General features: G+C 40.0%; 22 protein-coding genes. 19 read left to right on the plus strand and 3 right to left on the minus strand.

All coding sequences use genetic code 11. The features are described 5' to 3' along the window. Positions 1-48 precede the first annotated feature (48 nt). From LKW28_RS17495 to LKW28_RS17545, 11 genes are all read left to right on the plus strand, one after another. Positions 49-1,038: a thiamine pyrophosphate-dependent dehydrogenase E1 component subunit alpha gene (locus tag LKW28_RS17495; RefSeq protein ID WP_229141718.1), complete on the plus strand. Its 990-nt coding sequence runs from the start codon at positions 49-51 to the stop codon at positions 1,036-1,038. Positions 1,039-1,057: 19 nt separating this feature from the next. Continuing rightward, positions 1,058-2,041 (plus strand): alpha-ketoacid dehydrogenase subunit beta, encoded by a 984-nt coding sequence (locus LKW28_RS17500; protein ID WP_229141719.1) that lies wholly within the window; start codon positions 1,058-1,060, stop codon positions 2,039-2,041. Positions 2,042-2,093: 52 nt separating this feature from the next. After that, on the plus strand, positions 2,094-3,356 hold the full coding sequence (locus LKW28_RS17505; protein WP_420708902.1) for a dihydrolipoamide acetyltransferase family protein: 1,263 nt from the start codon (positions 2,094-2,096) through the stop codon (positions 3,354-3,356). Between the two features lie 106 nt (positions 3,357-3,462). Continuing rightward, positions 3,463-5,361 carry a methylmalonyl-CoA mutase family protein gene (locus LKW28_RS17510; RefSeq protein ID WP_229141722.1) on the plus strand — a complete coding sequence of 633 codons (1,899 nt, stop codon included), beginning with the start codon at positions 3,463-3,465 and terminating at the stop codon, positions 5,359-5,361. A 1-nt stretch (position 5,362) separates the two neighbouring features. Continuing rightward, the gene (scpA, locus tag LKW28_RS17515; RefSeq protein ID WP_229141723.1) at positions 5,363-7,558 is read left to right on the plus strand and encodes a methylmalonyl-CoA mutase; all 2,196 of its coding nucleotides are present in this window, start codon (positions 5,363-5,365) and stop codon (positions 7,556-7,558) included. Beyond that, on the plus strand, positions 7,551-8,654 hold the full coding sequence (gene meaB, locus LKW28_RS17520; protein WP_229141724.1) for a methylmalonyl Co-A mutase-associated GTPase MeaB: 1,104 nt from the start codon (positions 7,551-7,553) through the stop codon (positions 8,652-8,654). The genes scpA and meaB overlap by 8 nt, the downstream gene beginning before the upstream one ends. A 185-nt stretch (positions 8,655-8,839) precedes the next feature. After that, the gene (locus LKW28_RS17525) at positions 8,840-9,277 is read left to right on the plus strand and encodes a BrxA/BrxB family bacilliredoxin (protein WP_229141725.1); all 438 of its coding nucleotides are present in this window, start codon (positions 8,840-8,842) and stop codon (positions 9,275-9,277) included. Positions 9,278-9,585: 308 nt separating this feature from the next. Beyond that, positions 9,586-10,371 carry a transporter substrate-binding domain-containing protein gene (locus LKW28_RS17530; RefSeq protein WP_229141726.1) on the plus strand — a complete coding sequence of 262 codons (786 nt, stop codon included), beginning with the start codon at positions 9,586-9,588 and terminating at the stop codon, positions 10,369-10,371. A gap of 42 nt (positions 10,372-10,413) precedes the next feature. Next, a complete protein-coding gene (locus LKW28_RS17535) occupies positions 10,414-11,073 on the plus strand; it encodes an amino acid ABC transporter permease (protein WP_229141784.1) in 660 nt (219 codons plus the stop codon). Further along, entirely contained in the window at positions 11,066-11,800 is a 735-nt protein-coding gene (locus LKW28_RS17540; protein WP_324255045.1) for an amino acid ABC transporter ATP-binding protein, read from the plus strand. Before LKW28_RS17535 ends, LKW28_RS17540 begins: the two co-directional genes overlap by 8 nt. Before the next feature lie 99 nt (positions 11,801-11,899). Beyond that, the gene (locus tag LKW28_RS17545) at positions 11,900-12,853 is read left to right on the plus strand and encodes an aromatic acid exporter family protein (protein ID WP_229141727.1); all 954 of its coding nucleotides are present in this window, start codon (positions 11,900-11,902) and stop codon (positions 12,851-12,853) included. Positions 12,854-12,907: 54 nt separating this feature from the next. Here the strand turns inward: LKW28_RS17545 and prli42 are convergent, their stop codons facing one another. Further along, positions 12,908-13,000 (minus strand): stressosome-associated protein Prli42, encoded by a 93-nt coding sequence (gene prli42 / locus LKW28_RS17550; protein ID WP_229141728.1) that lies wholly within the window; start codon positions 12,998-13,000, stop codon positions 12,908-12,910. Positions 13,001-13,188: 188 nt separating this feature from the next. On the opposite strand from prli42, the gene mce reads away from it, so the two are divergent. The 5 genes from mce to LKW28_RS17575 all read left to right on the plus strand — a co-directional run bounded on the left by mce (position 13,189) and on the right by LKW28_RS17575 (position 18,433). Then, positions 13,189-13,608, plus strand: coding sequence for a methylmalonyl-CoA epimerase (gene mce / locus LKW28_RS17555; protein ID WP_229141730.1), 420 nt, complete (start codon positions 13,189-13,191; stop codon positions 13,606-13,608). Then, positions 13,608-15,158 (plus strand): acyl-CoA carboxylase subunit beta, encoded by a 1,551-nt coding sequence (locus LKW28_RS17560; RefSeq protein ID WP_229141731.1) that lies wholly within the window; start codon positions 13,608-13,610, stop codon positions 15,156-15,158. The genes mce and LKW28_RS17560 overlap by 1 nt, the downstream gene beginning before the upstream one ends. Before the next feature lie 76 nt (positions 15,159-15,234). After that, on the plus strand, positions 15,235-16,353 hold the full coding sequence (locus tag LKW28_RS17565) for a tripeptidase T (protein WP_229141733.1): 1,119 nt from the start codon (positions 15,235-15,237) through the stop codon (positions 16,351-16,353). A gap of 306 nt (positions 16,354-16,659) precedes the next feature. After that, complete coding sequence (locus LKW28_RS17570) at positions 16,660-17,121, plus strand: chemotaxis protein CheW (RefSeq protein ID WP_229141734.1); 462 nt, start codon at positions 16,660-16,662, stop codon at positions 17,119-17,121. Between the two features lie 58 nt (positions 17,122-17,179). Then, a complete protein-coding gene (locus LKW28_RS17575) occupies positions 17,180-18,433 on the plus strand; it encodes a DNA polymerase IV (RefSeq protein WP_229141736.1) in 1,254 nt (417 codons plus the stop codon). 38 nt (positions 18,434-18,471) lie between these two features. On the opposite strand, the gene zwf is transcribed toward LKW28_RS17575, so the two are convergent. Next, complete coding sequence (zwf, locus tag LKW28_RS17580) at positions 18,472-19,959, minus strand: glucose-6-phosphate dehydrogenase (RefSeq protein WP_229141737.1); 1,488 nt, start codon at positions 19,957-19,959, stop codon at positions 18,472-18,474. Between the two features lie 263 nt (positions 19,960-20,222). Here zwf and rnz point away from each other — a divergent pair, with 263 nt between their 5' ends. From rnz to LKW28_RS17595, 3 genes are read left to right on the plus strand one after another with little or no spacing between them, the layout of a single operon-like run. Beyond that, positions 20,223-21,149 (plus strand): ribonuclease Z, encoded by a 927-nt coding sequence (rnz, locus tag LKW28_RS17585; protein WP_229141739.1) that lies wholly within the window; start codon positions 20,223-20,225, stop codon positions 21,147-21,149. Between the two features lie 20 nt (positions 21,150-21,169). After that, complete coding sequence (gene nfsA, locus LKW28_RS17590; protein WP_229141740.1) at positions 21,170-21,919, plus strand: oxygen-insensitive NADPH nitroreductase; 750 nt, start codon at positions 21,170-21,172, stop codon at positions 21,917-21,919. Between the two features lie 28 nt (positions 21,920-21,947). Beyond that, positions 21,948-25,151 carry a DEAD/DEAH box helicase gene (locus LKW28_RS17595; RefSeq protein WP_229141742.1) on the plus strand — a complete coding sequence of 1,068 codons (3,204 nt, stop codon included), beginning with the start codon at positions 21,948-21,950 and terminating at the stop codon, positions 25,149-25,151. 163 nt (positions 25,152-25,314) lie between these two features. Here the strand turns inward: LKW28_RS17595 and namA are convergent, their stop codons facing one another. After that, entirely contained in the window at positions 25,315-26,334 is a 1,020-nt protein-coding gene (namA, locus tag LKW28_RS17600) for an NADPH dehydrogenase NamA (protein WP_229141744.1), read from the minus strand. Positions 26,335-26,419 lie beyond the last annotated feature (85 nt).

Genomic DNA, 26,419 nt, shown 5'->3' on the forward strand with positions numbered 1-26,419 from the left:
TGAGGTTGTCCAATTGAATACATTTTGATTTTTTAAGGAGGTTTTTTCATGTCCGAAAATCGTCATCAAGCTTTGGGGTTAAGTGATGAAGCGGTTCTTGAAATGTATGAAACAATGCTGCTGGCTAGAAAAATAGATGAAAGAATGTGGTTGTTAAACCGCGCTGGAAAAATTCCATTCGTTATTTCCTGCCAAGGACAGGAAGCAGCTCAAGTAGGTGCGGCATTTGCGCTTGATCGCGAAAAGGATTATGTATTGCCATATTACCGTGATATGGGGGTTGTTCTAACTTTTGGAATGACTGCAAAAGACTTAATGCTTTCTGGTTTTGCTAAGGCAGAGGATCCGAATTCAGGCGGACGTCAAATGCCTGGTCACTTTGGACAAAAGAAGAATCGTATCGTCACGGGTTCATCTCCTGTAACGACACAAGTTCCACATGCAGTGGGTGTAGCGCTTGGAGGAAGAATGGAAGGAAAGGATTTAGTCTCGTTTGTGACGTTCGGAGAAGGTTCTTCGAATCAGGGAGATTTCCATGAAGGCGCGAATTTCGCAGCAGTTCATAAGCTTCCGGTCATCTTTATGTGTGAAAATAATCAATACGCTATTTCTGTTCCATATGAAAAGCAGGTAGCCTGTGAAAAAATTTCTGACCGTGCCATTGGGTATGGAATGCCTGGTGTAACAGTGGATGGAAATGACCCACTAGAAGTATATAAGGTCGTTAAAGAAGCAGCAGATAGAGGTCGTCGTGGCGAAGGACCGACCTTAGTTGAGACCATCTCGTATCGTCTAACTGCACACTCTTCTGATGATGATGATCGTGCATATCGTGAGCAGGAAGAAGTGGCTGAAGCGAAAAAGAAAGATCCAGTCCTTTCATTTGCTCACTATTTAAAGGAAGCTGGCGTCTTAACTGATGCGAAGGAAAAGGAAATTGGAGATCGTATTGCAGGACTTGTCAATGAAGCGACCGATTATGCAGAAAATGCACCATATGCAGAGCCGGAATCTGCTCTTAAACATGTATATGCGTAAACAGTAAGGGGGAAAAAGAATGCCTGTAATTTCATATATTGATGCCGTAACAATGGCGATTCGTGAAGAAATGGAACGAGATCCTAAAGTGTTTATTTTAGGAGAGGATGTAGGGAAAAAAGGTGGCGTATTTAAAGCAACGAATGGACTTTATGAGCAATTCGGCGAGCAGCGCGTGATGGACACTCCTTTAGCTGAGTCGGCAATAGCTGGTGTTGGAATAGGTGCGGCGATGTATGGCATGAGACCTATTGCGGAAATGCAATTTGCTGATTTTATTATGCCAGCGGTCAATCAAATTATCTCTGAAGCTGCTAAAATTAGATATCGTTCAAACAATGATTGGAGTTGCCCAATCACGATTAGAGCCCCTTATGGTGGCGGAGTACATGGCGCACTTTACCACTCACAATCTGTGGAAGCTGTATTTGCAAACCAACCTGGCTTAAAAATTGTGATGCCTTCTACCCCTTATGATGTTAAAGGCTTGCTAAAGGCCGCTATTCGTGATGAGGATCCGGTATTATTTTTTGAACATAAACGTGCATATCGCTTAATTAAGGGTGAAGTTCCTGGGGACGATTATGTATTGCCAATCGGTAAGGCTGATGTAAAGCGTAAGGGTGAAGACATTACAGTTATTACGTACGGCTTATGTGTTCATTTTGCTTTACAGGCTGCAGAGCGTCTTGCAAAGGACGGAATCCAAGCACATATCCTTGACTTACGTACGGTATATCCGCTTGATAAAGAAGCGATTATCGAAGCAGCCTCAAAAACAGGTAAAGTTTTATTGGTAACGGAAGACAATAAAGAAGGAAGTATTATGGGTGAAGTTGCTGCTATCATTGCAGAAAATTGCTTATTTGATTTAGACGCCCCTATCAAACGACTTGCCGGCCCAGATGTGCCAGCAATGCCATATGCGCCAACTATGGAAAAATACTTTATGGTAAATCCGGATAAAGTAGAAAAGGCTATGAGAGAGCTCGCAGAATTTTAAGTGTTCTGGCTATTCAGAGGAGGTTTTATGATTGGCAACTGAAAAAATAATAATGCCCCAGCTTGGTGAGAGTGTTACAGAGGGAACGATTAGTAAATGGCTTGTAGCAGTTGGGGATACTGTAAACAAATACGATCCTTTAGCTGATGTGATGACCGATAAAGTAAATGCAGAGGTACCTTCCTCGTTTGCAGGTACGATTAAAGAGTTAATTGCGGAAGAAGGGGAAACGCTAGCGGTTGGTGAAGTGATTTGTGTCATTGAAACCACAGGCGGTGGAACTGAACAAGTAACACCTCAAGCAAATCTACAAGAGGAAACTCCTGAAAAGACTGTGAATATGTCTGCTGAACCAAGTGATACTTCGAAAAAACTACGTTATTCACCAGCGGTTCTAAAGCTTTCTCAGGAACATAATATTGATCTTACACAGGTACAAGGGACGGGTGCAGGCGGAAGAATTACCCGTAAGGATCTCCAGAAATTAATTGAATCTGGACAGATTCCGACAGCAGGAAAGCAAGTTGAAAATGTGGCACCTCAACCTACCAGCCCACCGGTGACAAGTGTACAAACTTCTAAGCCAACCCCAGCACCTAATGTACCTGTAACGGTTGGAGATGTTGAAATACCAGTAACAGGAGTTCGAAAAGCAATCGCAGCGAATATGCTTCGTAGCAAGCATGAGATTCCTCATGCATGGACAATGGTTGAAGTGGATGCTACAAATATGGTTCAATACAGAAATTCACTTAAGAATGAGTTTAAGCAAAAGGAAGGCTTCAATCTTACTTTCTTTGCTTTCTTTGTCAAAGCTGTTGCACAAGCTTTGAAGGAGTTTCCGCAAATTAATTCAATGTGGGCCGGGGATAAAATTATCCAGAAGAAGGATATTAATATTTCAATCGCGGTTGCCACCGATGATGCTTTGTTTGTCCCGGTGATTAAGAACGCTGATGAAAAATCAATCAAAGGGATTGCAAGAGAAATCACGGACCTCGCTGCTAAAGTTCGTACTGGAAAACTTTCAGCAGATGATATGCAGGGCGGTACTTTCACCGTGAATAACACGGGTTCATTTGGATCTGTTCAGTCAATGGGGATAATTAATTATCCGCAGGCTGCTATTTTACAGGTCGAATCGATCGTTCAACGACCGGTGATCATCGACGGCATGATTGCCGTTCGTCACATGGTGAATCTCTGTATGTCCCTTGATCATCGTGTATTGGATGGACTTGTATGCGGCCGCTTCTTAGCACGAGTCAAGGAAATCATCGAGAATACCACGAACGAAAATACATCTATCTACTAAAGACATTGCTCAGGCAGTGTCTTCTTTTTATTTCATTGCGACAATCTTCTAACTATACTAAAATTAATGTATAGGTGAAAACGATTTCGAAAAAGGGGGAAGCCTTGTGACGAAGCAATCGAAGGAATACCAAAATAGTACCTTCCCATCCATAGATTACGAGACATGGAAACAGGAAGCTGAAAAATCATTAAAAGGAAAACCCATTGAAAAATTACATAAAAAAACCTACGAAAAAATTACACTGAAACCGATTTATACAAAAGAAGACGTTCAGCAAATACCATTTCTAAAAGACATGCCTGGAGAAGGATCAAGGGTACGTGGTTCAATACATACGGGTTATGTGAAGCGCCCATGGCATGTCAGTCAGGAAATTGACGTAAAAACACCAGATGCTTTTAACACTGCAATAAAAGACGCTCTTCAAAACGGCCAAACCATGATTCATTTTACATTGCAACCGCAAAATAGCTCGGGTGAGGGCCTTGCATTACATAATATGGAGGACATCGAAAAGGCATTCGATGGCATCTCGCTATCTAATACGCCACTCCTAATAGATGCCGGTACCGAATTATTGCCATTTTTATCACTAATTAATTCTTACGAAAAAACAAATTCCATTCAAGGCACAATCGGGATAGATCCGCTTGCGATACTAGTTCAAACAGGTCAGTTATCTATGAAACCAGAATCTGCTTTTGACCAATTAGCGGAATCCGTCAAATGGGTGAAGGAACATCAGCCGAGTGTAAGGACGATTCTTGTAAAAGGCGATCCGTACCATAATGGAGGCGCAAATGCAGTTCAGGAACTTGCTTTTACAATTGGATCAGGAATTGAGTATTTAAGCGAACTGCTTGAGAGAGGGCTTTCTGTAGATGATATTGCACAACATATGACATTTTCTTTTTCAATTGGCTCAAATATTTTTATTGAAATCGCAAAATTAAGGGCTGCAAAAATTCTTTGGACAACCATCATTGAAGCATACGGGGGCAATGAGGATTCAGCAAAAATGCAGATTCATGCAAGAACATCTGCATTTACAAAAACGGTTCATGACCCATATGTCAATATGCTCCGCTCGACGATAGAAGCATTTTCTGCGATTGTAGGCGGAATTGATAGTCTTCATGTTTCAGCTTTTGATGAACCGATTAAGGACTCAGATTCTTTTTCAAGAAGAATTGCCAGAAACACACAAGCGATTCTTCGCGAGGAATCCTTCCTAAGTAAGATCATTGATCCCGCCGGCGGCTCTTGGTATGTGGAAACTATCACAAATGAACTGGCAGAAAAAGCATGGGAGCTGTTAAACGAAATCGAATCCCAAGGTGGAATGCTTGAATCTTTGAAAGCAGGGAGTATTCAAGAGAGTATATTGTCAGTTTTACAGGAAAGACAAAAAAATGTGAACCACCGAAAAGATAAAATAGTCGGTACGAATATGTATGCAAATATCCAGGAAAAGTCAATCAGCATCACGAAAGTAAAAGAAACAGAAGGAAGCACAGAAGCAGCTATTTCTATCAAACGAATCGCACCAGTAAGAATCTCGGAAAACTTTGAACAGCTTCGGAAGGCATCTGAAAGCTATCTCCAAACTTCTGGTGAGCGACCTAAAGTTGGTTTATTGAATTTAGGTCCCATTCCAGAGCATAAACCGAGAGCTGATTTTATTACCGGATTCTTTGAAGCGGGTGGCTTCCAAATTGTGAAAAACGAAGGATATTTAACGGTAAAAGAGGCAATCGATGGCGCAAACGCTATGAATCTTCAAACCTATATTATTTGCGGAAAAGATGAAACGTACAACGAAGTGGCACCGGAATTATGTAGTGAATTAAAAAATTCGAACGCTGATATTCGACTTTATATAGCCGGGAAACAAGAAAATGAAGCAGTTTATCGAAACGCAGGAATAACCGATTTTATCCATATCGGTACAGATTGTTTTGCATTTTTACATCAATTACAACAAGAAATGGGGGTGCGCTAATATGGCTAAAAGACTTGATCTATCCAAAATAAAGTTAAAAATATCCAATACATCTTCACTTGAAAATTGGAGAAACAAAGTAGAGGAAGAAATCAAGCAGTCTTTTGAGGATTTGCTATTTGAAACAAATGAACAAATTGCGGTAAAACCTTTATATACAGAGGAAGATATCGACGGGATGACTCATCTTGATTACATGCCTGGTATTCCTCCGTTTTTAAGAGGTCCATATCCTACGATGTATGTAAACCGCCCTTGGACTGTTCGGCAATATGCTGGTTTTTCCACAGCAGAGGAGAGTAATGCTTTTTACCGGCGAAACCTTGCAATGGGGCAAAAGGGACTGTCTGTTGCCTTTGACTTAGCTACACACCGCGGCTATGATTCGGACCACCCTCGTGTTGTAGGTGATGTCGGTAAAGCGGGGGTTGCGATTGATTCAATTCTGGATATGAAGACATTATTTGATGGAATTCCACTTGATCAAATGAGCGTCTCAATGACGATGAATGGTGCAGTACTTCCGATTATGGCGTTTTATATTGTTACAGCAGAAGAGCAGGGCGTTCCTACTGAAAAATTATCGGGAACCATACAAAATGATATTTTAAAAGAATATATGGTGAGAAATACATATATTTATCCGCCGGAAACGTCAATGAAGATTATTTCAGATATTTTTGAGTACACGTCAATGAATATGCCAAAATTCAATAGTATAAGTATTTCTGGGTACCATATGCAGGAAGCAGGTGCACCAGCAGATCTTGAACTAGCCTATACCCTAGCAGATGGGTTGGAATATGTTCGAACGGGTATTAAGAAGGGAATTGATATTGATTCCTTTGCTCCCCGGTTGTCTTTCTTCTGGGCGATCGGCATGAACTATTTTATGGAGGTTGCGAAGATGAGAGCAGCACGACTCATTTGGGCGCAAATGATGAATGCTTTTCATCCTAAAAACCCGAAATCACTTGCATTAAGAACACATTCACAGACTTCGGGTTGGAGCCTAACCGAGCAAGATCCATATAATAATGTGACGAGAACATGCATCGAGGCATTGGCTGCTGCTTCTGGACACACCCAATCCTTGCACACAAATGCTCTGGATGAAGCCATTGCACTTCCAACTGACTTTTCTGCCCGTATCGCTCGAAATACGCAGTTATATTTACAGGACGAAACGGGAATTTGTAATGTGATCGATCCATGGGGCGGCTCCTATTATGTCGAGACTTTGACTAATCAGCTCATGGAGCGGGCATGGGAACATATTGAGGAAATAGAATCACTTGGCGGAATGACGAAAGCAATTGAAACGGGTCTTCCAAAAATGCGAATCGAAGAAGCATCAGCAAGAAGGCAGGCCAGAATCGATTCCGGTAAAGAAACAATCATTGGTGTGAATAAATATCGATTACAAAAAGAAGATCCACTTGATATTTTAGATATCGACAATACAGCTGTTCGACTAAAACAAATTGAAAGACTTAGTGAACTAAAAGCTTCACGTGATGACAGAGAAGTGGAAGAGGCGTTGACTAAGATTACGAGAGCAGTTGAAACAGGTGAAGGAAATCTGTTGGAGCTAGCAGTTAATGCGGCAAGAGCTCGTGCAACTCTTGGAGAGATTTCAAATGCGGTTGAAAAGGCATCGGCACGGCATAAAGCTGTTATTCGGTCAATTAGCGGGATTTATAGTACCGAATATTCAAACGAGGACGAGATTATGAATGTGAAGAATATGACAGATGAGTTTTTAGAAAACGAAGGAAGACGTCCAAGAATTCTGATTGCAAAAATGGGGCAGGATGGGCATGACCGTGGAGCAAAAGTCATTGCTACAGCTTTTGCGGATTTAGGATTTGATGTTGATATTGGCCCATTGTTTCAAACACCTGAAGAAACAGCATTGCAAGCTGTGGAGAATGATGTTCATGTGATTGGAATGAGTTCTCTTGCAGCGGGTCATAAAACATTACTTCCACAGCTAACCCGCGAACTAAAGAAACTGGGGCGAGAAGATATTATTGTAATTGCTGGAGGAGTTATCCCTGCACAGGATTATGATTATTTAAAAGAGCAAGGAGCTGCTGCTATATTTGGACCGGGTACAGTCATTCCAGTTGCTGCACAAAAAGTAATCGAGGAAATTTATCTTCGCCTAGGATATGAGGAAGAAGGCAATGACTGATAAAAAAAATCGACCTGAATGGGTGCCGGAAAACGCCTCTGATGGTTTTACAACAGAAATTGTGAAGGGAAAAGACCCAGCTAGCGCATCTGACAGCGGTCGTAAATTTGTTAAAACGAAAGGGCGATCAACTGAAGAGTATGTAGAAGGAATCCGCAATGGCAATCGTGCCGTTCTTGCACAAGCCATTACTCTTGTTGAAAGCAACGCAAAACGACATGAAGACCAGGCACAGGCAGTCATAAATGAAATTCTTCCACACACTGGAAATTCAATCCGAATCGGGATTACTGGGGTCCCGGGAGCGGGTAAAAGTACGTTTATCGAAAGCTTTGGTTCGTATCTTTGCGAACAGGGGCATCGGGTTGCTGTTTTAGCTGTTGACCCAAGCAGCAGTATTACGGGCGGAAGTATACTTGGTGATAAAACACGCATGGAGACACTTGCCCGGAATAAAAATGCATTTATTCGTCCGTCTCCATCAGGAGGGACTCTTGGTGGTGTAAATCGAAAAACAAGAGAAACGATTTTACTTTGTGAAGCAGCAGGGTTTGATGTGATTCTTGTGGAGACGATTGGTGTTGGGCAAAGCGAAGTTGTGGTTAGGAGTATGGTGGATTTTTTCCTTCTCCTCGTATTAACCGGTGCAGGGGATGAATTACAAGGTATGAAAAAAGGTGTCATGGAGCTTGCTGATACTTTATTGATTAATAAAGCAGATGGTGAAAATCGCCAGAAGGCTAAGGTAGCACGCGGAGAGTACAATCGTATTCTGCACCTTCTTCAGCCTGCAACAAAAGGCTGGTCATCAAAGGCTTATACAGTTTCCGCACTCTATCATGAAGGAATGGAAGAAACGTGGAAAATTGTCCGGCGATTTATGGAGACAACGAAAGAATCCGGAGTGTTTATGGAGCGCAGAAACTCACAAACAAAGGACTGGATTTATGCAATGATAAAGGATTATCTTGAAACAAGCTTTTTTACCAATCCCTCCGTTAAAGCGCAGCTTCCTTTGCTCGAAAACAAGGTTGTGCAAGGAGATTTGAATGTAACGATGGCTGTGAAGGAATTAATTCAACTTTTTGAAGCATAAAGAAAGAAGGAGAGATTTCGCTCTCCTTCCATCTAGGGAGTTTAGGGGTATGATCTAGATGTATTTATAGAATACCCGAATATGAAATTTTTAAACGTCATTTACAGTATCTTAAATTTGAAAAACTATGTTCTAAATTGATATTATGAAACTAAGCAAGATATTTTTTTGAAGGAGTGGACAATATGGAAGTAGATTTCAATATGTTTATGAATGATATAGTGCAAACAGCTCGAAAAGAAATTTCAGAAGCTGGGTATCAAGAATTAAAAACACCTGAAGAGGTTGACGAAGCTCTTAACAAGAAAGGGACAACATTAGTGATGGTAAACTCAGTTTGTGGATGTGCAGGAGGGATTGCAAGACCAGCCGCAGCCCATTCAGTCCATTATGATAAGCGCCCAGATCAATTAGTAACCGTATTTGCCGGTCAAGATAAAGCGGCAACAGAAAAAGCAAGATCCTATTTTGAAGGTTTTCCACCATCTTCCCCGTCATTTGCATTAATGAAAGACGGAAAGCTTGTTAGAATGATTGAGCGTCACGAAATAGAAGGACATGAACCAATGGATGTCATTAATAAATTGCAAGAATCCTTTGAAGAATATTGTGAGGAAGTATAAGAGGCCATTATGGCTTCTTTTTTTTGCGATAAAAAGCTAATAAAATATGCATAATAAAGGAGTGTGATTTTAGATTATTGCTTTATCTCTTTATATTAGTAAAGTATTAAAATGGGGTTTTTGCAGTATCCTTTAGATTCAAACTTTTCGCTAAATGCACTTGTTTGTAGAATAAAGAATACGTTAAACGCAAATGATAGAATTATGAATCAATTATTATTTTTAAAAAACATATTGTATATTTATACAGATGTGTTAAAATACAATCTATCGAATAATTATGAGAAACGACATAGGGGGAAAACATAATGAAAAAGTTTTTACTAGCATCATTGATTACTATTTTATCTCTTGCAGTTCTAGCTGCTTGTGGGACAAGCGATGACAATGCAACAGGTTCTAAAGAAGGAACGGATGCTAAGAAAGTATTAACAATGGGAACATCTGCTGACTTCCCGCCATTTGAAACAATTGACGAGAAAACTGGTGAATTTATCGGATTTGACATAGAGTTAGCGAAGCAAATTGCGGATAAACTTGGATATGAGCTAAAAATTGAAAACATGGATTTCGGTGGTCTTATTAGTGCATTACAAGCAGAACGTCTTGATTTTATCATCTCAGGTATGTCAGCAACTGCTGAACGTAAGGAAAGTGTTGATTTTTCTACGGAATACCATAAATCAGGCGAAATGTTTGTTACATTAAAAGATTCTGATGTAAAGAAACTTGAAGATTTAGACGGTAAAAAGGTTGGCGTACAATTAGGTTCCATTCAAGAAGAAGGAGCTAAAAAAATTAAAAAAGATACACTTAAAAATCTTGAAATTTCAGCATTAAACAAAGCTCCAGAATTAATTCAAGAATTAAAATCAGGAAGAATCGATGCTGTTTATTTAGATAAAACAGTTGCCGTTGGTTTCATTGAAGAATTAGACCTAGCTGGATTTGATGATCCAACTGAAGCTTCACCAGGCATGGCGGTTGCATTTGCAAAAGGCAGCGAGCTTACTGAAGAATTTAATAAAGTGTTAGAAGAAATGAAAACAAATGGTGAATTAGAAAAACTAGAGAAACAATGGATTGAAGAATAATCATCATAAATTTTTGGTAGAAATGAGGTGTAAGGCATGGGTTTGGATATTGATTTTTCCCGAATCGTGCCTTCAATTCCGTTTATACTAGAAGGGATCGGCATTACAGTATCCTTTGCACTAGTATCGGCAATTTTAGGTTTAATTCTTGGGACAATTTTAGCGGTATTTAAAATTAGCAAGGTTTCATTTTTAAAGTGGTTTGCGAATATTTATACGTCCATATTCAGAGGAACACCACTTATCCTTCAATTGGTTTTAATCTATTTTGCGGTTCCGCAGCTTTTTCAATATGATATTGATAAATTTGCGGCTGGAGTTATTGCATTCGGATTAAATTCAGGTGCTTATATTTCTGAGATCATTCGAGCAGGAATTCAGGCTGTTGATAAAGGCCAACAAGAAGCGTCGGAAGCACTTGGCATTTCGTACCGTCCGATGATGTTGGATATTATTCTGCCGCAGGCTGTGAAAAATATATTACCTGCACTTTTAAATGAATTTGTAACCTTAACGAAAGAATCAGCACTTGTAAGTACAATTGGATTATTGGATATTATGAGACGAGCTCAAGTTGTCGGATCGAATACATTCCGCTATTTTGAACCATTATTAATTGCTGGTTTAGTTTATTGGATAATTGTTACAATCCTCACATTCCTAGGAGGAAGACTTGAGAGGAGGTTGCGTCGTAGTGAGTAATGATCATATTAAAGTAGAGGGACTTCATAAATCTTTTGGCAAGCTTCATGTGTTAAAAGGGATTACGACCACTTTTAAACAAGGTGAGGTTGTTGCCATAATTGGGCCTTCTGGTTCAGGAAAATCTACATTTCTAAGATGTTTAAATTTACTTGAAAAACCAACTGAGGGACAAATCTGGGTTGCGGATGATGAAATCACAAATGCAAAGACGAATATTACGAAGGTACGCCAGCATATCGGCATGGTGTTTCAGCATTTTTATCTGTTTCCACATAAGACTGTACTTCAAAATCTAACGTATGCCCCAATGAAGGTAAAAGGGGTATCGAAGAGTGAGGCAGAAGCGAAGGCTCAGGAACTGTTAAAACAGGTTGGTTTATCGGAAAAGGCCAATGAATATCCAAATCGTCTATCTGGAGGTCAAAAGCAAAGGGTTGCGATTGCAAGAGCATTGGCAATGGAACCTGAAATTATGCTGTTTGATGAGCCAACTTCTGCACTAGACCCTGAGATGGTTAAAGAGGTTCTTAGTGTTATGAAGGGATTAGCTGATACAGGGATGACGATGCTCATTGTAACCCATGAAATGGGGTTTGCTCGTGAAGTAGCAGACAAAGTGCTCTTTATGGATGATGGAGTAATTGTTGAACAAACAACACCTGATGAGTTTTTCACGAATCCAAATTCCCAACGTGCTAAGGATTTCCTAGAGAAGGTCCTTTAAAAGAATGATCACTGTGATCATTCTTTTTTTCGTTAATTTAGCCATACTAAGATTTGTAATGGTGTTTTAGTTTCTCTAAAAAAATCGTAGGAGCCGATTATGTTTAAAATAGGTTATCGAACTTTAAAAACTGCAATAGGTACAACTATTTCCATATCTATCGCAAAGCTAATCGGACTAGATAGTTTTGCATCTGCTGGAATCCTAACAATTTTATGTATTAAGGTAACCAGAAAAAAATCGCTTGAGAGTTCTTGGGAGCGATTTGTTGCGTGTGTTCTGGGAATCATATTTTCGTTTGTATTTTTCGAAGGAATAGGGTATCATCCCTTAACCATCGGCTTGTTACTCCTGTTTTTTATCCCTACTGTGGTTGCGGTACGAGCGAAAGATGGGATTGTAACAAGTTCCGTCATTATTTTACATATATTTTCAGCTGGGAATGTAACTTTAGATTTGATTGTGAATGAACTTGGGTTAATTATTATTGGAATTGGTGTTGCGCTACTCGTTAATCTATATATGCCGAGTGTTGACAATCAACTTAGGGTGTACCAACAAGAAATAGAAACTCTTTTTGGAAATATATTAAATGAAATGGTTCACTATCTGCGAACAGGTGAAAGTATTTGGGATGGTCAGGAGATAACGGCTATTGAAGATTTATTAAAGAAAGCGAAAAGAATTGCATATAGAGATGTTGAAAATAACCTAATGCGAGATGAAAACTTATATTATACGTATTTTGATATGAGAGAAAAGCAATTTGAGATTCTACAAAGGATGTTACCTACTATAACTTCAATTACCCAGTCGGTTGAACAGAGGGACATGGTTGCTGACTTTATTATGGAGGTCAGCCAATCCATCCATCCGGGTAACACTGCAGTTATATTTTTGAAGAAACTTGAAGCAATGCGCAAAGCGTTTAGAGAAATGCCATTGCCAAAAACTCGAGAGGAATTTGAAACAAGAGCTGCTCTTCTTCAATTTATTAAAGAAATGGAAGAATATCTAATCATAAAAAGACTATTCAAAGGGCTTCCGACATAATGAAAGGGTAAAGGTGACCAACTAGGTCACCTTGTCTTACATTATAGGTTTGAATTAAAACCACATACCTACTCCTGCTAACAGAGTCGTAATTACCATTACACCAATCATTAAATATACAACAATTTTTTGAGTTTTACGGGACATGTCACCTACTCCTTTCTGCTTGCTTCTTTATTATATTTTACCGTGAAACCCGAAGTTGGACAACTATCTAGTAAAAATCATTAAAACTGAAAATAAACAATTTTTGATGAGCTTATGCTAAAATAGTCTTAGTACACCTAGAAAGCGTATACAATTTTTGAGCGAGCGCTCGCTTGAGGAGTGAAAGCATGATTAAAAAAATTGACCACATTGGAATAGCTGTTTCATCAATTGAAACTTCCCTTCCTTTTTACACGAACGTTCTAAACCTCCAGGTAGAAGGAATTGAAGAAGTAGAATCAGAGAAAGTAAGAGTTGCCTTTATCAAAATCGGAGAATCGAAGCTGGAGCTATTGGAGCCATTATCACCAGAAAGTCCAATTGCTAAATTTATAGAAAAACGCGGTGAGGGAATACATCATATCGCATTGGGTGTAACATCCATCGAAGAGCGTATTCAAGAAATAAAGGAACATGGCATTCGAATGCTTGCTATGGAGCCAAAGCTTGGGGCAGGCGGTGCAAAGATTGCCTTCATGCACCCAAAGTCTACAGGTAATATCCTATATGAGCTTTGTGAGAAACCTATCAAGGGGGATACAAAATAATGGTAGATATCTATGAGAAAATTGACGAACTCTATGATCGTCGTCGTGAGGTAGAATTAGGCGGCGGAGACGAAAAGATTGATAAACAGCATGAAAAAGGAAAATTAACCGCTAGAGAGCGGATTGATTTATTACTTGATAAGGGAACCTTTGTGGAATTGAATCCATTTATCGAGCATCGTAGTATTGATTTTGGACTAGCCGATAAAAAAGGGCCTGGCGATGGTGTCGTTACTGGCTATGGAAAAATTAACGGAAGACCGGTTTATTTGTTTTCTCAGGATTTTACTGTATTTGGTGGAGCACTTGGGGAAATGCATGCGAAAAAAATTGCAAATGTCATGGACCTGGCTGCTAAAAATGGTGCACCCTTTATTGGCTTAAATGATTCAGGTGGTGCAAGAATTCAAGAGGGTGTCGTCTCCCTTGACGGCTATGGTCACATTTTTTATCGAAATGCGATTTATTCGGGAGTCATTCCGCAAATCTCTGTCATTATGGGACCATGCGCGGGCGGGGCCGTGTATTCTCCAGCGATTACCGATTTTGTCTTTATGGTGGAAAAGACGTCACAGATGTTTATAACTGGGCCGAAAGTCATTGAAACCGTTACAGGTGAAAAAATAAGCTCAGAGGATTTAGGTGGAGCAAGCGTACATAATTCAATCAGCGGGAACGCACATTTTTCAGGAGAAACCGAAGAGGATGTTTTGCAGCAGGTAAGGGCTTTAGTGAGCTATCTCCCTCAAAATAATGAAGAAAAATCACCCATTCTACCTGTACAAGAAGATGACGATTATCGGCCCGATTTGACAGATGTGATCCCATTTGATGCAGTCAGACCCTATGATGTTCGCAAAGTAATTGAACAAGTAGTTGACGAAAATTCATTCATGGAAGTTCACAAAGATTTTGCGAAAAACATCGTTGTTGGGTTTGCAAGAATAAAAGGTGAAGTTGTCGGTTTAGTATGTAATCAGCCGAAATATATGGCCGGAGGGCTTGATATTGATTCATCTGATAAAGCTTCAAGATTTATTCGTTTTTGTGATTCCTTTAATATTCCGCTGATCACATTTGAGGATGTAACAGGCTTCTTCCCCGGGGTAAAACAGGAGCATGGCGGAATTATAAGACATGGAGCAAAGATTTTATTTGCGTATTCAGAAGCCACAGTGCCTAAGCTAACAGTCATTCTAAGAAAGGCATATGGCGGGGCATATGTAGCTTTAAATAGTAAATCAATTGGAGCTGATTTAGTTTATGCATGGCCAAATGCCGAAATTGCGGTAATGGGTCCACAAGGAGCTGCCAATATCATTTTTGCTCGTGAAATTAATGAAAGTGATGACCCGGAAAAAACGCGCGCAGCTAAGATTGAGGAATACCGTGAAAAGTTTGCTAATCCATATGTTGCAGCGAGTCAAGGAATGGTAGATGATGTCATCGATCCTCGCGAAACGCGGATAAAAATTATTCAGGCTTTAGAAATGCTTCGAAATAAAAAAGAATCCCGTCCAAAGAAAAAGCATGGAAATATTCCATTATAGGGCGGAGTATTTGATTTTTGATGATATTGTGATAGTCTAATTTCATTAGACCTATTCATCTTGGAGGTACATAGTTATGATAAATCAAGAAAGACTTGTTAATGAATTTTTAGAGTTAGTACAAGTGGACTCTGAAACAAGATTCGAAACTGAAATTGCAAAAGTGTTAAAAGAAAAATTCACTGCATTAGGTGTACATGTGATCGAGGATGACACAACCGGTCAAACTGGACATGGGGCAGGGAATTTAATTTGTACGCTTGAAGGAAAAAAGAATGATGTAGATACCATTTATTTTACATCCCATATGGATACAGTTGTTCCAGGTAAGGGGATTAAGCCGTCCATAAAGGATGGTTATATTGTCTCAGACGGTACAACCATTTTGGGAGCAGATGATAAAGCAGGATTAGCTGCAATGTTCGAAGCGATTCGTGTTATAAAAGAAAATCAAATTCCGCATGGTAAAATAGAATTTATTATTACAGCCGGTGAAGAATCCGGTCTTATGGGGGCAAAAGCTCTAGACCCTTCTATGATTACTGCGAAATACGGCTATGCGCTTGATAGTGATGGCAAGGTTGGCAACATTATTGTTGCTGCACCAACACAAGCGAAAGTGAAGGCAACTATCATTGGAAAAACAGCACATGCCGGTGTTGCCCCTGAAAAAGGTGTTTCAGCGATTACAATGGCTGCAAAATCAATTTCCAGAATGCCTTTAGGTCGAATTGATGAAGAAACAACTGCTAATATCGGTCGCTTTGAAGGTGGAACACAAACGAATATCGTTTGCGACCATGTTGAAATTTTAGCAGAAGCCCGTTCATTAATTACAGAAAAAATGGAAAGCCAAGTTCAAAAGATGAAGGAAGCTTTCGAATCTGTAGCAGCTGAAATGGGCGGTCGTGCAGATGTCGAGACAACGGTCATGTATCCAGGATTTAAGTTTGCAGATGGCGACCATGTTGTTGAGGTTGCAAAACGAGCAGTTGCGCGAATTGGACGTCAAAGTGAACTGCAACAAAGCGGTGGTGGCAGTGATGCAAACGTCATCGCGGGTCATGGTATTCCAACCGTAAATCTAGCTGTTGGTTACGAAGAAATCCATACAACAAATGAAAAAATGCCGATTGAAGAACTTGTTAAAACGGCGGAACTCATTGTTGCGATTGTCGAAGAGGTTGCGAAATAAGAACAAAAGCGCAGCGCCTTGAAGTTGAACGTCAACTAAAACCTGCCACGTCCTGTGGCAAACGTAGACGTCAGCACATCATGTGCAAGTCCGACAAGCATAAGACGAGACGGCTAGAAGGTTGCCCTTTGACCTTCTTGACGGATTGGCTTATGACCTCGAGGGGCTAGGCGCTGAAGCTGGATGTTGAATTTTAAGTGGAATTCCGTTTAATAAGGGAGTTCCTCTTTTTTTGTTTCTTTTCCAAATCGGGTAAAGTATGATAGAAAGAGAAGATTTTTGTTATTTTGGTAGAGGTGAAGTCAGATGGAAGATCAAAAAGTTGTCGTTTTTTCGGCAGGTAATGAGGAATTTGCTATCCCTGTGTTAAATGTGATTTCCATAGAAAGAGCACAGAAGCTTAATGCAATACCGCAAATGCCAAACTATATGCTAGGTGTTCTAACGATTCGAGATGAACTAGTTCCCATTATAGATACGGGAATTATTTTATTTAATAAAACTACAAATCATACGGAGAAAACGAGGATTATCGTTTCCAAATCGGATACACTTTCAGTTGGATTACTTGTTGATGATGCAAAAGAAATAATCGATATTCCTCAAGATCAATTGAAGCCATTACATGTAACGTACCAGTTCTCCCCATATATAACTGGAATTGCGACACTTGAAGATAGAATGATAACATTACTAGACCCTGCAAAACTATTTGATGGTCTAGACGGATTCGATACGATAGAGGAACATATTCAAAGCCGCCAATAGAATAGGTGGCTTTTTCTATGATAAACTAGTAATAGTGGATGAATAGGAAGTGCGAATGATGAAGGAAATGTATCCGAAAAACGGAAAGGTTATTTTACACGTCGATATGAATAGCTTCTATGCATCGGTTGAAATGGCCTATGATCCTACATTACAGGGCAAGCCCTTAGCGATAGCTGGGAATCCCGAGGAGCGCAAGGGCATTATCGTAACATGCAGTTATGAAGCACGTGCATTTGGGGTGAAAACGACGATGCCCTTATGGGAGGCAAAGCGTAAATGCCCAAATCTGATCGTACGTAAACCAAATTTTGAACGTTATCGCAGTGCCTCGCTAGCGATGTTTGATATCCTTCGTTCCTATACGGATCTTGTTGAGCCTGTTTCAATTGATGAAGGTTATCTCGATATAACAAATTGCTATGACAAGGGATCTCCAATTGAAATCGCAACCTCCATTCAAGAAACGGTACGAAAAGCTCTTCTTCTTCCTTGCAGTATTGGAATTGCACCGAATAAATTTCTCGCAAAAATGGCGTCGGATATGAAAAAACCGTTAGGAATTACTGTTTTACGCAAGCGGGATGTTCCAACTATTCTTTGGCCGCTGCCAGTTGGGGAAATGCACGGAGTTGGATCGAAAACAGCTGAAAAATTGGCCACAATCAATATTAAAACAATTGGCGATCTTGCAAAGGGAAATGATATTCAATTAAAACAATTATTAGGTATAAATGGGGGAAGAATTAAGCAGCGGGCTAATGGAATCGACAATAGACCTGTTGACCCGGATTCCATTTCAGTGTTTAAAAGCATTGGGAATTCAACAACATTGCCGTATGATTCTACAGATGAGGAACAACTGCTTGGTGTTATTAAAAGACTATCAAACTCCGTCGGGGCTCGAATTAGGCGAAAGGACATGTTATCAAATAACGTCCAGTTAATGATTCGCTATGCAGACCGAAAAACAGTGACAAGAAGCAGAAAGCTTGAAAATCCAATTGACCAAGATGAAGAAATTTTTCAGGCAGCCAAGCTTCTTTGGAGGAAACATTGGAACGGGGAACCCATTCGCTTATTAGGTGTAACGGCTCAAGAATTAGTGGAAAAGCATGAGGCATATAAACAGCTTGATCTGTTCTCTTATGAAAAAGAAGCGAAGAAAGAACCTTTATTAAAAGTGATTGACGAATTGAAAGATAAGTATGGAAATGAGATTCTGTCAAATGGAATCAAGCTTCCAAAGGATAAAAATCCGCGAAATAATGAACATGGAACTAGTTTTGAAAAGGACTTTTTAAGCGATTAAAGACCCCAACTCAATTGAGAAGGGGTCTTTTGCAATACTTAATCTTCTACTGGCCACCAGTGGAATCCATCCTCGGCTAATAAATCATGTGCTGCCTTTGGACCGTTAGAATCAGAAGGATAATTAGGAAATTCAGTTGCAATTTGATTTTCCCAAACCTTGGAGATGGCGTCAACGTAACGCCATGATAGGGCAACTTCATCCCAGTGAGCAAAGTTGGTTGTATCACCCATCATACAGTCATAAATGAGCTTTTCATAAGCCTCCGGTGTATTAATCCCATCGATGCAGTTATTGCAATAATCAAGCTTAACAGGCAGTGTCATCGTGTTTTGTCCCGGTCTTTTCGCATTTAAATTGAGTGTAATTCCCTCATCCGGTTGGATGTTGATGACAAGCAGGTTAGGATTTTGACGTTCATTATCCTCTTTATAATATAAATCCATTGGAATGTCTTTAAACTGAACAACAATCTTTGTTGATTTTTCCTTCATTCGTTTACCCGTACGGATATAGAATGGAACACCTGCCCATCTGAAATTATCAATTAAAAGTCTTCCTGCAACAAATGTAGCCGTATTTGACTGAGGATCTACATTATCCTCTTCGCGGTAACCAGGGACCTGTTTTCCCTTTATTGAACCAGCGCCATATTGTCCTCTAACAAAGTTCTTTCTAACATCTTCCTCGTCCATTGGGCGAAGGGCACGTAAAACCTTGATTTTTTCACTGCGAATCTCATCTGTATTTAATTTAATCGGTGGTTCCATGGCTAGTAGGGCAACCATTTGAAGCATATGGTTTTGAACCATATCGCGTAGTGCACCTGATTTTTCATAATAGCCGCCACGATCTTCTACACCTAGAACCTCACTCGAAGTGACCTGAATATTGGATATGTATCGATTATTCCAAAGTGGTTCGAATATCGCATTTGCAAAACGGATGACTTCAATATTTTGGACCATTTCCTTGCCTAAATAATGGTCAATTCGGTATATCTCATCCTCTGAAAATGCATGTCTTAGTTGTTCATTAAGTTGTTTTGCAGAAGGTAGGTTATGGCCGAATGGTTTTTCAATCACAAGTCTTGTATAACCTTCCGTTGATGTTAATCCTTCTGATTTCAAATTGACAGCAATTGTTCCGAAAAATTCAGGAGCCATTGCTAAATAAAATATTCTGTTTCCACCTGTGTTATAGGTCGAATCTAAATTCTCTGCAACTGCCTTTAATTCCCGATAAGAAGCACTGTCATTCACATTAAACGGATGGTAGTAAAAATGTTTTGAGAACTTTTCAATATCCTCACGTTGTTCCTCAAATTGCCCGGCAACTGAATTTCTTACGTTTTGTTGGAATTCTTCATTCTTTAATGGGCGTCTTGCCACGCCGATTACCGCAAAATCCTCAGAAAGCTTTCCTTTCGTATATAAATTATAGATCGAAGGATAGAGCTTTCGGTTGGCCAAATCACCTGTTGCTCCAAAAATAATTACAATTGATTTTGGTGCTGTATTTGTCATATAAATCCCCCATTTTTCCACGCATTTATAATATCTTTTTAATGTATCCTTTTTTGTTTAGTAAATCAACTAATTAGTATGATTTTTTTAAGTTTTCCCTTAAAGTATGCCTTAACAAGGAAGGGATATGCGGAAAAACGATTCAAAGATATCTTACTCGAAGGGGCATATCTAGAGAACAAAAGGCAGAATATGATATAGTAGGTAATGGAACAGCGAAGGAAAAACGTAAAAAATGAGATGTTAATTGGAGGATTTCGCAAGTGGAAGTCGTATTTTTAGGAACGGGTGCAGGGGTCCCTGCAAAAGAGCGGAATGTTACTTCTATCGCCTTACAATTGCTTGATGAACGCAGAGCCTCTTGGTTATTTGATTGCGGGGAGGCAACACAGCATCAAATTTTATATACAAATATAAAGCCAGGGAAACTTGAAAAGATTTTTATTAGCCATTTACATGGTGACCATATTTTTGGATTGCCCGGATTGTTGGGAAGTCGCTCCTTTCAGGGGGGAGAATCCTTATTAACTGTCTATGGACCCAAGGGTATTAAAGCATTTATTGAAACTTCATTAATAGTAAGTACGACCCATATTCGATATCCGCTTGAAGTGGTTGAGATCGAAGAAGGGGTGATTTTTGAGGATGAGCAATTTTGTGTGATGGCTAAAGAGCTGGAGCATGGGATTCAATCCTTTGGGTATCGCATTGTAGAGAAGGACCTTCCTGGAACATTGTTGATTGACAAGCTCTCAAAAGAAGGGATCAAGCCTGGTCCTATTTATCAAAAAATAAAAGAAGGTCAAACCGTAATCCTTGAGGATGGCCGCAGGCTCAATGGAGAGGAATATATTGGTCCTCCTAAAAAAGGCCGAATCGTGACCATTTTAGGTGATACACGTTATGTGAAGGAAAGTATTGAACTAGCAAAAAATGCAGATCTCCTTGTACATGAAGCAACGTTTAGTTCAAATGAAGCAGATTTGGCTTATGATTATTTTCACTCAACGACTGCACAAGCAGCTGAGGTTGCAAAATTGGCCGGAGTTAAAAACTTGATATTGACCCATATTAGTTCAAGGTACCAAGGTGAAGATAGTCAGATGTTACTTAAAGAAGCTCAGCAGGTATTTCAACATACATATATGGCTAAAGATTTTTTGAGGTTCGACATAAAGCACACCGTATAACACTGGAGGTTAATGTAAGAATGAATTCAGTTATTGAAACGATTATGAATCATCGGTCGATTCGTAAATTTGAAAAGAAAGTATTAACAGATGAACAAATTCGGATGATTGTGGAAAGTGCCCAAGCGGCCTCGACTTCCAGTTTTATTCAGGCATATTCGATTATTGGGGTTAAGGATCCAGATAAAAAGCAAAAGCTCGCAGCGATTGTTGGAAATCAAGCCTATGTAGCAGAAAATGGTCATTTCTTTGTATTTTGCGGGGATCTCTATCGTCATCAAGTGATTAGCAATTTGGAGGAAAAGGATTTATCAACCTCATTGGAGAGTACGGAGAAGTTTATGGTTGCGACGATTGACGCTGCCTTAGCGGCTCAGAATGCCGTACTTGCAGCTGAATCACTGGGCTTAGGCGCCTGCTATATTGGTGGCTTGCGCAATAATTTAGACGAGGTTTGTGAAATTTTAAATATCCCTGAATTTGTGATCCCACTCTTTGGAATTGCCGTAGGTTACCCGGCGCAAATGCCAGATAAAAAGCCACGACTTCCATTCGAACATATTTATCATGAAGATGAATATCAACAAGATGAAGCCTTGTTTAAACAAGGGTTAGATACGTACAATCAAACGATTTCTGATTACTATACAAAACGTACAAATGGGAAACGATCAGATACATGGACAGGCCAGATGGCAAACATGCTAGAGAAACCAAAACGTATGTATATGAAGGATTTTGTGAAGAAACAAGGATTTAATCAACAGTAACCCCTAAAACTAGAGAGGAGCGGAACCCATGGATATTAAAATCAATCATAAAATGATCAAAGAAATGTGTGGCACCGTCTCCTTTAAAAGAGGGGACGCTTTTTATCGAACAAATAAGGTGACATTTACGGAATACGGACAAAACGAGTGCAAAGCAACTGTAAAGGGTGCAGAGGAATTTCACGTTAAAATTGAAAAAAATAGAAATGGAAAAATTACGGCAACATGCAGTTGTCCGTCACTTGCGAATTTTGATAAAGATTGCCAGCATATCGCGGCGGTTTTAATCGCGATTCATGAGCAACAAAGTCAGGAACCTTTCGAATTTCATGAATCGGTATCATCCGTAGGCGGAAGCCTCACAAATGATTTTATGTCACTATTTTTAGATCATCCAACGCGTTCAAGTGGTCATCAGCTTCACTTTGAGAAACGGGAAGTACTTGATGTTCGTTTTACATGCAGGCCTGTTGAGGTTTCATATGAGCAAACTTTATTTGGTGTGGAAATGGAGATCGAACAGACAGGAGTACATGATATCCGAGACTTTCTAAAATGTTTAAAAACAGGAAAGCCAAGTATTCTTTCTTCACAATTTAAATATGATCCAAATTTACATTGCTTTTTACAAGAAGCGGATTCCCTTCTTCACCAATTAGTGAAAGTAACCGAAGATGAAAAGGCTTTTCTTGATATGATCTCAGGTCAAACAACTTACAAAGCTAGTCCAAAACAATTGCTGATTCCTCCGTCGTCGTGGAAAGGGCTTATTCCCTTAATTTCAAAATGCCCATCCGTTTTTCTAGAAAACAACAGCCATTCCTATGAGGGGCTTAACATTGTTCAGGAACCGCCACCGCTTCATTTCTCATTTGAGGAAGGGGAGCAAGGAGACTATCAGTTAAGAATTCAGGGCTTCAATCGAATGCGTGTGTTAAAATCCTACAACACCGTCCTAAGCGATGGACTGCTTTATCAAATCGAGGCAGAGGATTGTGACCGATTATTGGAGCTAAAACAAATGCTCGCAAACCCTAATGCAAATCATATTCCCATTCCAAAGGAGCAAACAAATTTTTTCCTGAAAAAAATTGTGCCAAGCTTGAAAAAAATTGGCGTTGTTCACATGTCTCAGGCTATTTCCAAAGAGTTTATGAAAACACCGCTTGTTGCTAAGCTTTATTTGGATCGTCTACGACATAAGCTGCTTGCGGGACTTGAATTTCACTATGAAAATATCATCATCCAACCACTAGAGAATCGGGATCTTCCCACTGGTCCTATGGTTATTAGGGATACAGAAAAAGAGGATGAAATTCTGCGAATTATGGATGAGAGTGGCCTTTCGAAGACGGAAGGCGGATATTATATGCATAATGAGGAACTAGAGTATGAGTTTTTGTATCATATCGTTCCAAGGCTTCAGCCCCACTGCCAAATATATGCCACAACAGCCATACGAAATCGAATCATTCCAAAGAATGATCACCTGAAAATAAGAGTAAAGATGATGAAGGAACGCACCAATTGGCTGGAATTTAAATTTGAAATGAAGGGGATTGCTGAGCAAGAAATTCGCGAAATATTAGGTGCCCTAGAGGAAAAACGAAAGTATTATCGTTTGAAGAATGGTTCATTGCTTTCTCTTGAAACAAGAGAGATGGAGGAAATTCAGCGGTTTTTGCATGCTGCTCCGATCCAAGATGATGATTTTGAATCAACCTTAAATATGCCAATGATTGAGGCTTTACCGTTTTTAGACTCAATTGATGATGGTGAGATTTTCACAGCAGAAGAATCATTTCGCCAGTTTCTTGATTCCATCCGGAACCCTGCTCTTTTAAGTATTGAAGTTCCGGATTATTTGGACACCATTTTACGGGATTATCAAAAGCAGGGCTTCAAATGGATGAAGACTCTTGCAAGCTATGGCTTTGGCGGGGTTCTTGCTGATGATATGGGGCTTGGGAAAACCGTTCAGAGCATTGCTTATATCGTGTCTGAGCTTTCCAAGATTCGTGAAAGAAGTGAGCCCGTATTAATTGTTTGCCCATCATCGTTAACTTATAATTGGCTTCACGAGTTGCTAAAATTTGCTCCTGAGCTTCAGGCGATTGTGATTGATGGAAAGAAGGAAGAACGAAGAGAGCTCCAAAAAGAGAAAGAAGGAATGGATGTTCTAATCACATCCTACCCATTGCTAAGGCGTGATATAAAGTGGTATGAATCGCAACATTTCCATACCGTGTTCTTTGACGAAGCACAGGCTTTTAAAAATCCGGTCACCCAAACAGCAAGGGCCGTCAAAAGAATAAAAGCAGACAACCGGTTTGGCTTAACAGGCACTCCGGTAGAAAATTCAATCGAGGAGCTCTGGTCGATTTATCATGTTGTCTTTCCGCAGCTCTTTAAGGGCTTAAAGGAATATAGTCATCTGACCAGAAAGGACATCGCTAGAAGGGTTCGGCCATTTTTACTTCGTCGAGTAAAAGAGGATGTTCTAGCAGAGCTTCCGGAAAAAATTGAGATTCTTGAAGCATCCGAGCTGCTGCCGGAACAAAAAAAGCTATATGCGGCGTATTTAGCGAAGCTCCGAGAAGATACATTAAAGCATCTTGATAAGGCGACGATTCGAAAAAATCGAATTCGAATTCTTGCCGGGTTAACTCGATTGCGGCAAATTTGCTGTCATCCGGCTTTATTTGTGGACGGCTATAAAGGAAGTTCTGCAAAATTTTTGCAGCTTCTTCAAATCATCGAGGAATCCAAATTGTCAGGAAGACGAGTTTTGATTTTCTCACAATTTACGAAAATGCTTGGGCTGATTAGCAGAGAGCTTACGAGTCGGGGGCATACATTCTTTTACTTAGATGGACAAACGCCAACAGACGAGCGAGTGGAATTATGCGGGCGTTACAATGCAGGAGAACGGGAATTATTTTTAATTTCGTTGAAAGCTGGCGGAACAGGCCTGAACCTGACGGGGGCGGACACGGTTATTTTATATGATCTTTGGTGGAATCCAGCGGTGGAAGAACAAGCGGCAGACCGTGCTCATCGAATCGGCCAAAAAAAGGTGGTCCAGGTGATTAAGCTTTTTGCGCGCGGTACGATTGAAGAGAAAATGAATGAGCTCCAAGATAAGAAACGTGACCTTATTTCAGACATTATTGATTCTGAGGAAACAACAACGCTAACGGATGAGGATATTCGAGAACTTCTCATGATTTAAAAAAACGACAAGTGCTAGTCACTTGTCGTTACATAGTTTCGGTGTCTAGCTCCAGCGCCTAGCCCCTCGAGGTCACAATCCAATCGCTTCTGAAGGCAAACAACGCCTTCTGTCAGCGCTAGTCTTGTGCTTGTCGGGGCTGAGCAAGGCGCTTGCGCTTTTCTTAAAACCAGCCGCGTTCGTATTGTTTCGGGCTTTCGATTGAAATACCTAATTCTTTTGCTGCTGTTCTTGGCCAGTATGGATCACGCAGTAATTCGCGAGCTAAAGAGATTAGATCAGCTCGATTGTTTTTTAAAATTTCTTCCGCGTGAACAGCTTTTGTGATTAAACCAACAGCTCCAGTCGGGATGTTTGCCTCATTGCGAATTTTATCCGCAAAACCTACCTGATAGCCAGGGTATACGTCGATTTTTGCTGGTACGACACTTCCTGAGCTGACATCGATTAGGTCAACTCCTTGAGCTTTCATACGTTTTGCATAATCTACATAATCGGCAGGTGTTAAGCCGCCGTCTGTATAATCATTTGCTGATACACGAACAAGTAGGGGGCCATCCCATACTTCTTTAACGGCTTCGATTACCTCTTGAAGGAAACGATAGCGCTTTTCACTAGTACCGCCATACTCATCCTCACGTTTATTGGAGAGCGGGGATAAGAATTCATTAATTAAATAACCATGTGCCCCGTGGATTTCCACAATATCAAAGCCTGCTTCTTTTGCTCGTCTTGCTCCAGCCTTGAATGCTTCGATTGTTTCATTAATTTCATTCAATGTTAATTCTTTTGGAGTTTTAGATCTTTCATTAAATGCGATCGCTGAGGGGGCAACTATATCGCCATCCACGGTCGCTTTTCGACCTGCATGGGCAATTTGGATCGCTGTTTTTGCGCCCTGTGCTTTGATCATTTCAACGAGTTTTTTGAAACCTGGTATATGCTCATCGCTCCATATTCCTAAATCCTGCGCAGAGATTCTCCCTTGAGGTGTTACGGCAGTTGCCTCCACCATGATCAGCCCAACCTGGCCAACAGCGCGGCTTGTATAATGAGTATAATGCCAATCCTGCAGCATTCCATCCTGATTATGGCTGGAATACATACACATTGGTGACATGACAATTCTATTTTTCAAGGTAACGTTCTTAATCGTATAGGGTGAGAATAATGCTGATTCCATAAAATGATAGCCTCCTATGTATTTCGTTTCCCTAAAAAGTATATCAGGTCTTACCATTGATTTCATTGTTTGTGCATCCCAACAA

Source organism: Bacillus sp. REN16, assembly GCF_020731355.1.
GTDB lineage: Bacteria > Bacillota > Bacilli > Bacillales > Bacillaceae_L > Ferdinandcohnia.

Coding starts and splice junctions, on each gene's coding strand:
- nfsA (WP_229141740.1), top strand. CDS start 21,170: ATGAATTCAGTTATTGAAACGATTATGAATCATCGGTCGATTCGTAAA.
- LKW28_RS17525 (WP_229141725.1), top strand. CDS start 8,840: ATGGAAGTAGATTTCAATATGTTTATGAATGATATAGTGCAAACAGCT.
- meaB (WP_229141724.1), top strand. CDS start 7,551: ATGACTGATAAAAAAAATCGACCTGAATGGGTGCCGGAAAACGCCTCT.
- namA (WP_229141744.1), bottom strand. CDS start 26,334: ATGGAATCAGCATTATTCTCACCCTATACGATTAAGAACGTTACCTTG.
- LKW28_RS17495 (WP_229141718.1), top strand. CDS start 49: ATGTCCGAAAATCGTCATCAAGCTTTGGGGTTAAGTGATGAAGCGGTT.
- LKW28_RS17530 (WP_229141726.1), top strand. CDS start 9,586: ATGAAAAAGTTTTTACTAGCATCATTGATTACTATTTTATCTCTTGCA.
- LKW28_RS17570 (WP_229141734.1), top strand. CDS start 16,660: ATGGAAGATCAAAAAGTTGTCGTTTTTTCGGCAGGTAATGAGGAATTT.
- LKW28_RS17575 (WP_229141736.1), top strand. CDS start 17,180: ATGAAGGAAATGTATCCGAAAAACGGAAAGGTTATTTTACACGTCGAT.
- prli42 (WP_229141728.1), bottom strand. CDS start 13,000: ATGTCCCGTAAAACTCAAAAAATTGTTGTATATTTAATGATTGGTGTA.
- zwf (WP_229141737.1), bottom strand. CDS start 19,959: ATGACAAATACAGCACCAAAATCAATTGTAATTATTTTTGGAGCAACA.
- LKW28_RS17595 (WP_229141742.1), top strand. CDS start 21,948: ATGGATATTAAAATCAATCATAAAATGATCAAAGAAATGTGTGGCACC.
- mce (WP_229141730.1), top strand. CDS start 13,189: ATGATTAAAAAAATTGACCACATTGGAATAGCTGTTTCATCAATTGAA.
- LKW28_RS17565 (WP_229141733.1), top strand. CDS start 15,235: ATGATAAATCAAGAAAGACTTGTTAATGAATTTTTAGAGTTAGTACAA.
- LKW28_RS17545 (WP_229141727.1), top strand. CDS start 11,900: ATGTTTAAAATAGGTTATCGAACTTTAAAAACTGCAATAGGTACAACT.
- LKW28_RS17560 (WP_229141731.1), top strand. CDS start 13,608: ATGGTAGATATCTATGAGAAAATTGACGAACTCTATGATCGTCGTCGT.
- LKW28_RS17505 (WP_420708902.1), top strand. CDS start 2,094: ATGCCCCAGCTTGGTGAGAGTGTTACAGAGGGAACGATTAGTAAATGG.
- LKW28_RS17500 (WP_229141719.1), top strand. CDS start 1,058: ATGCCTGTAATTTCATATATTGATGCCGTAACAATGGCGATTCGTGAA.
- scpA (WP_229141723.1), top strand. CDS start 5,363: ATGGCTAAAAGACTTGATCTATCCAAAATAAAGTTAAAAATATCCAAT.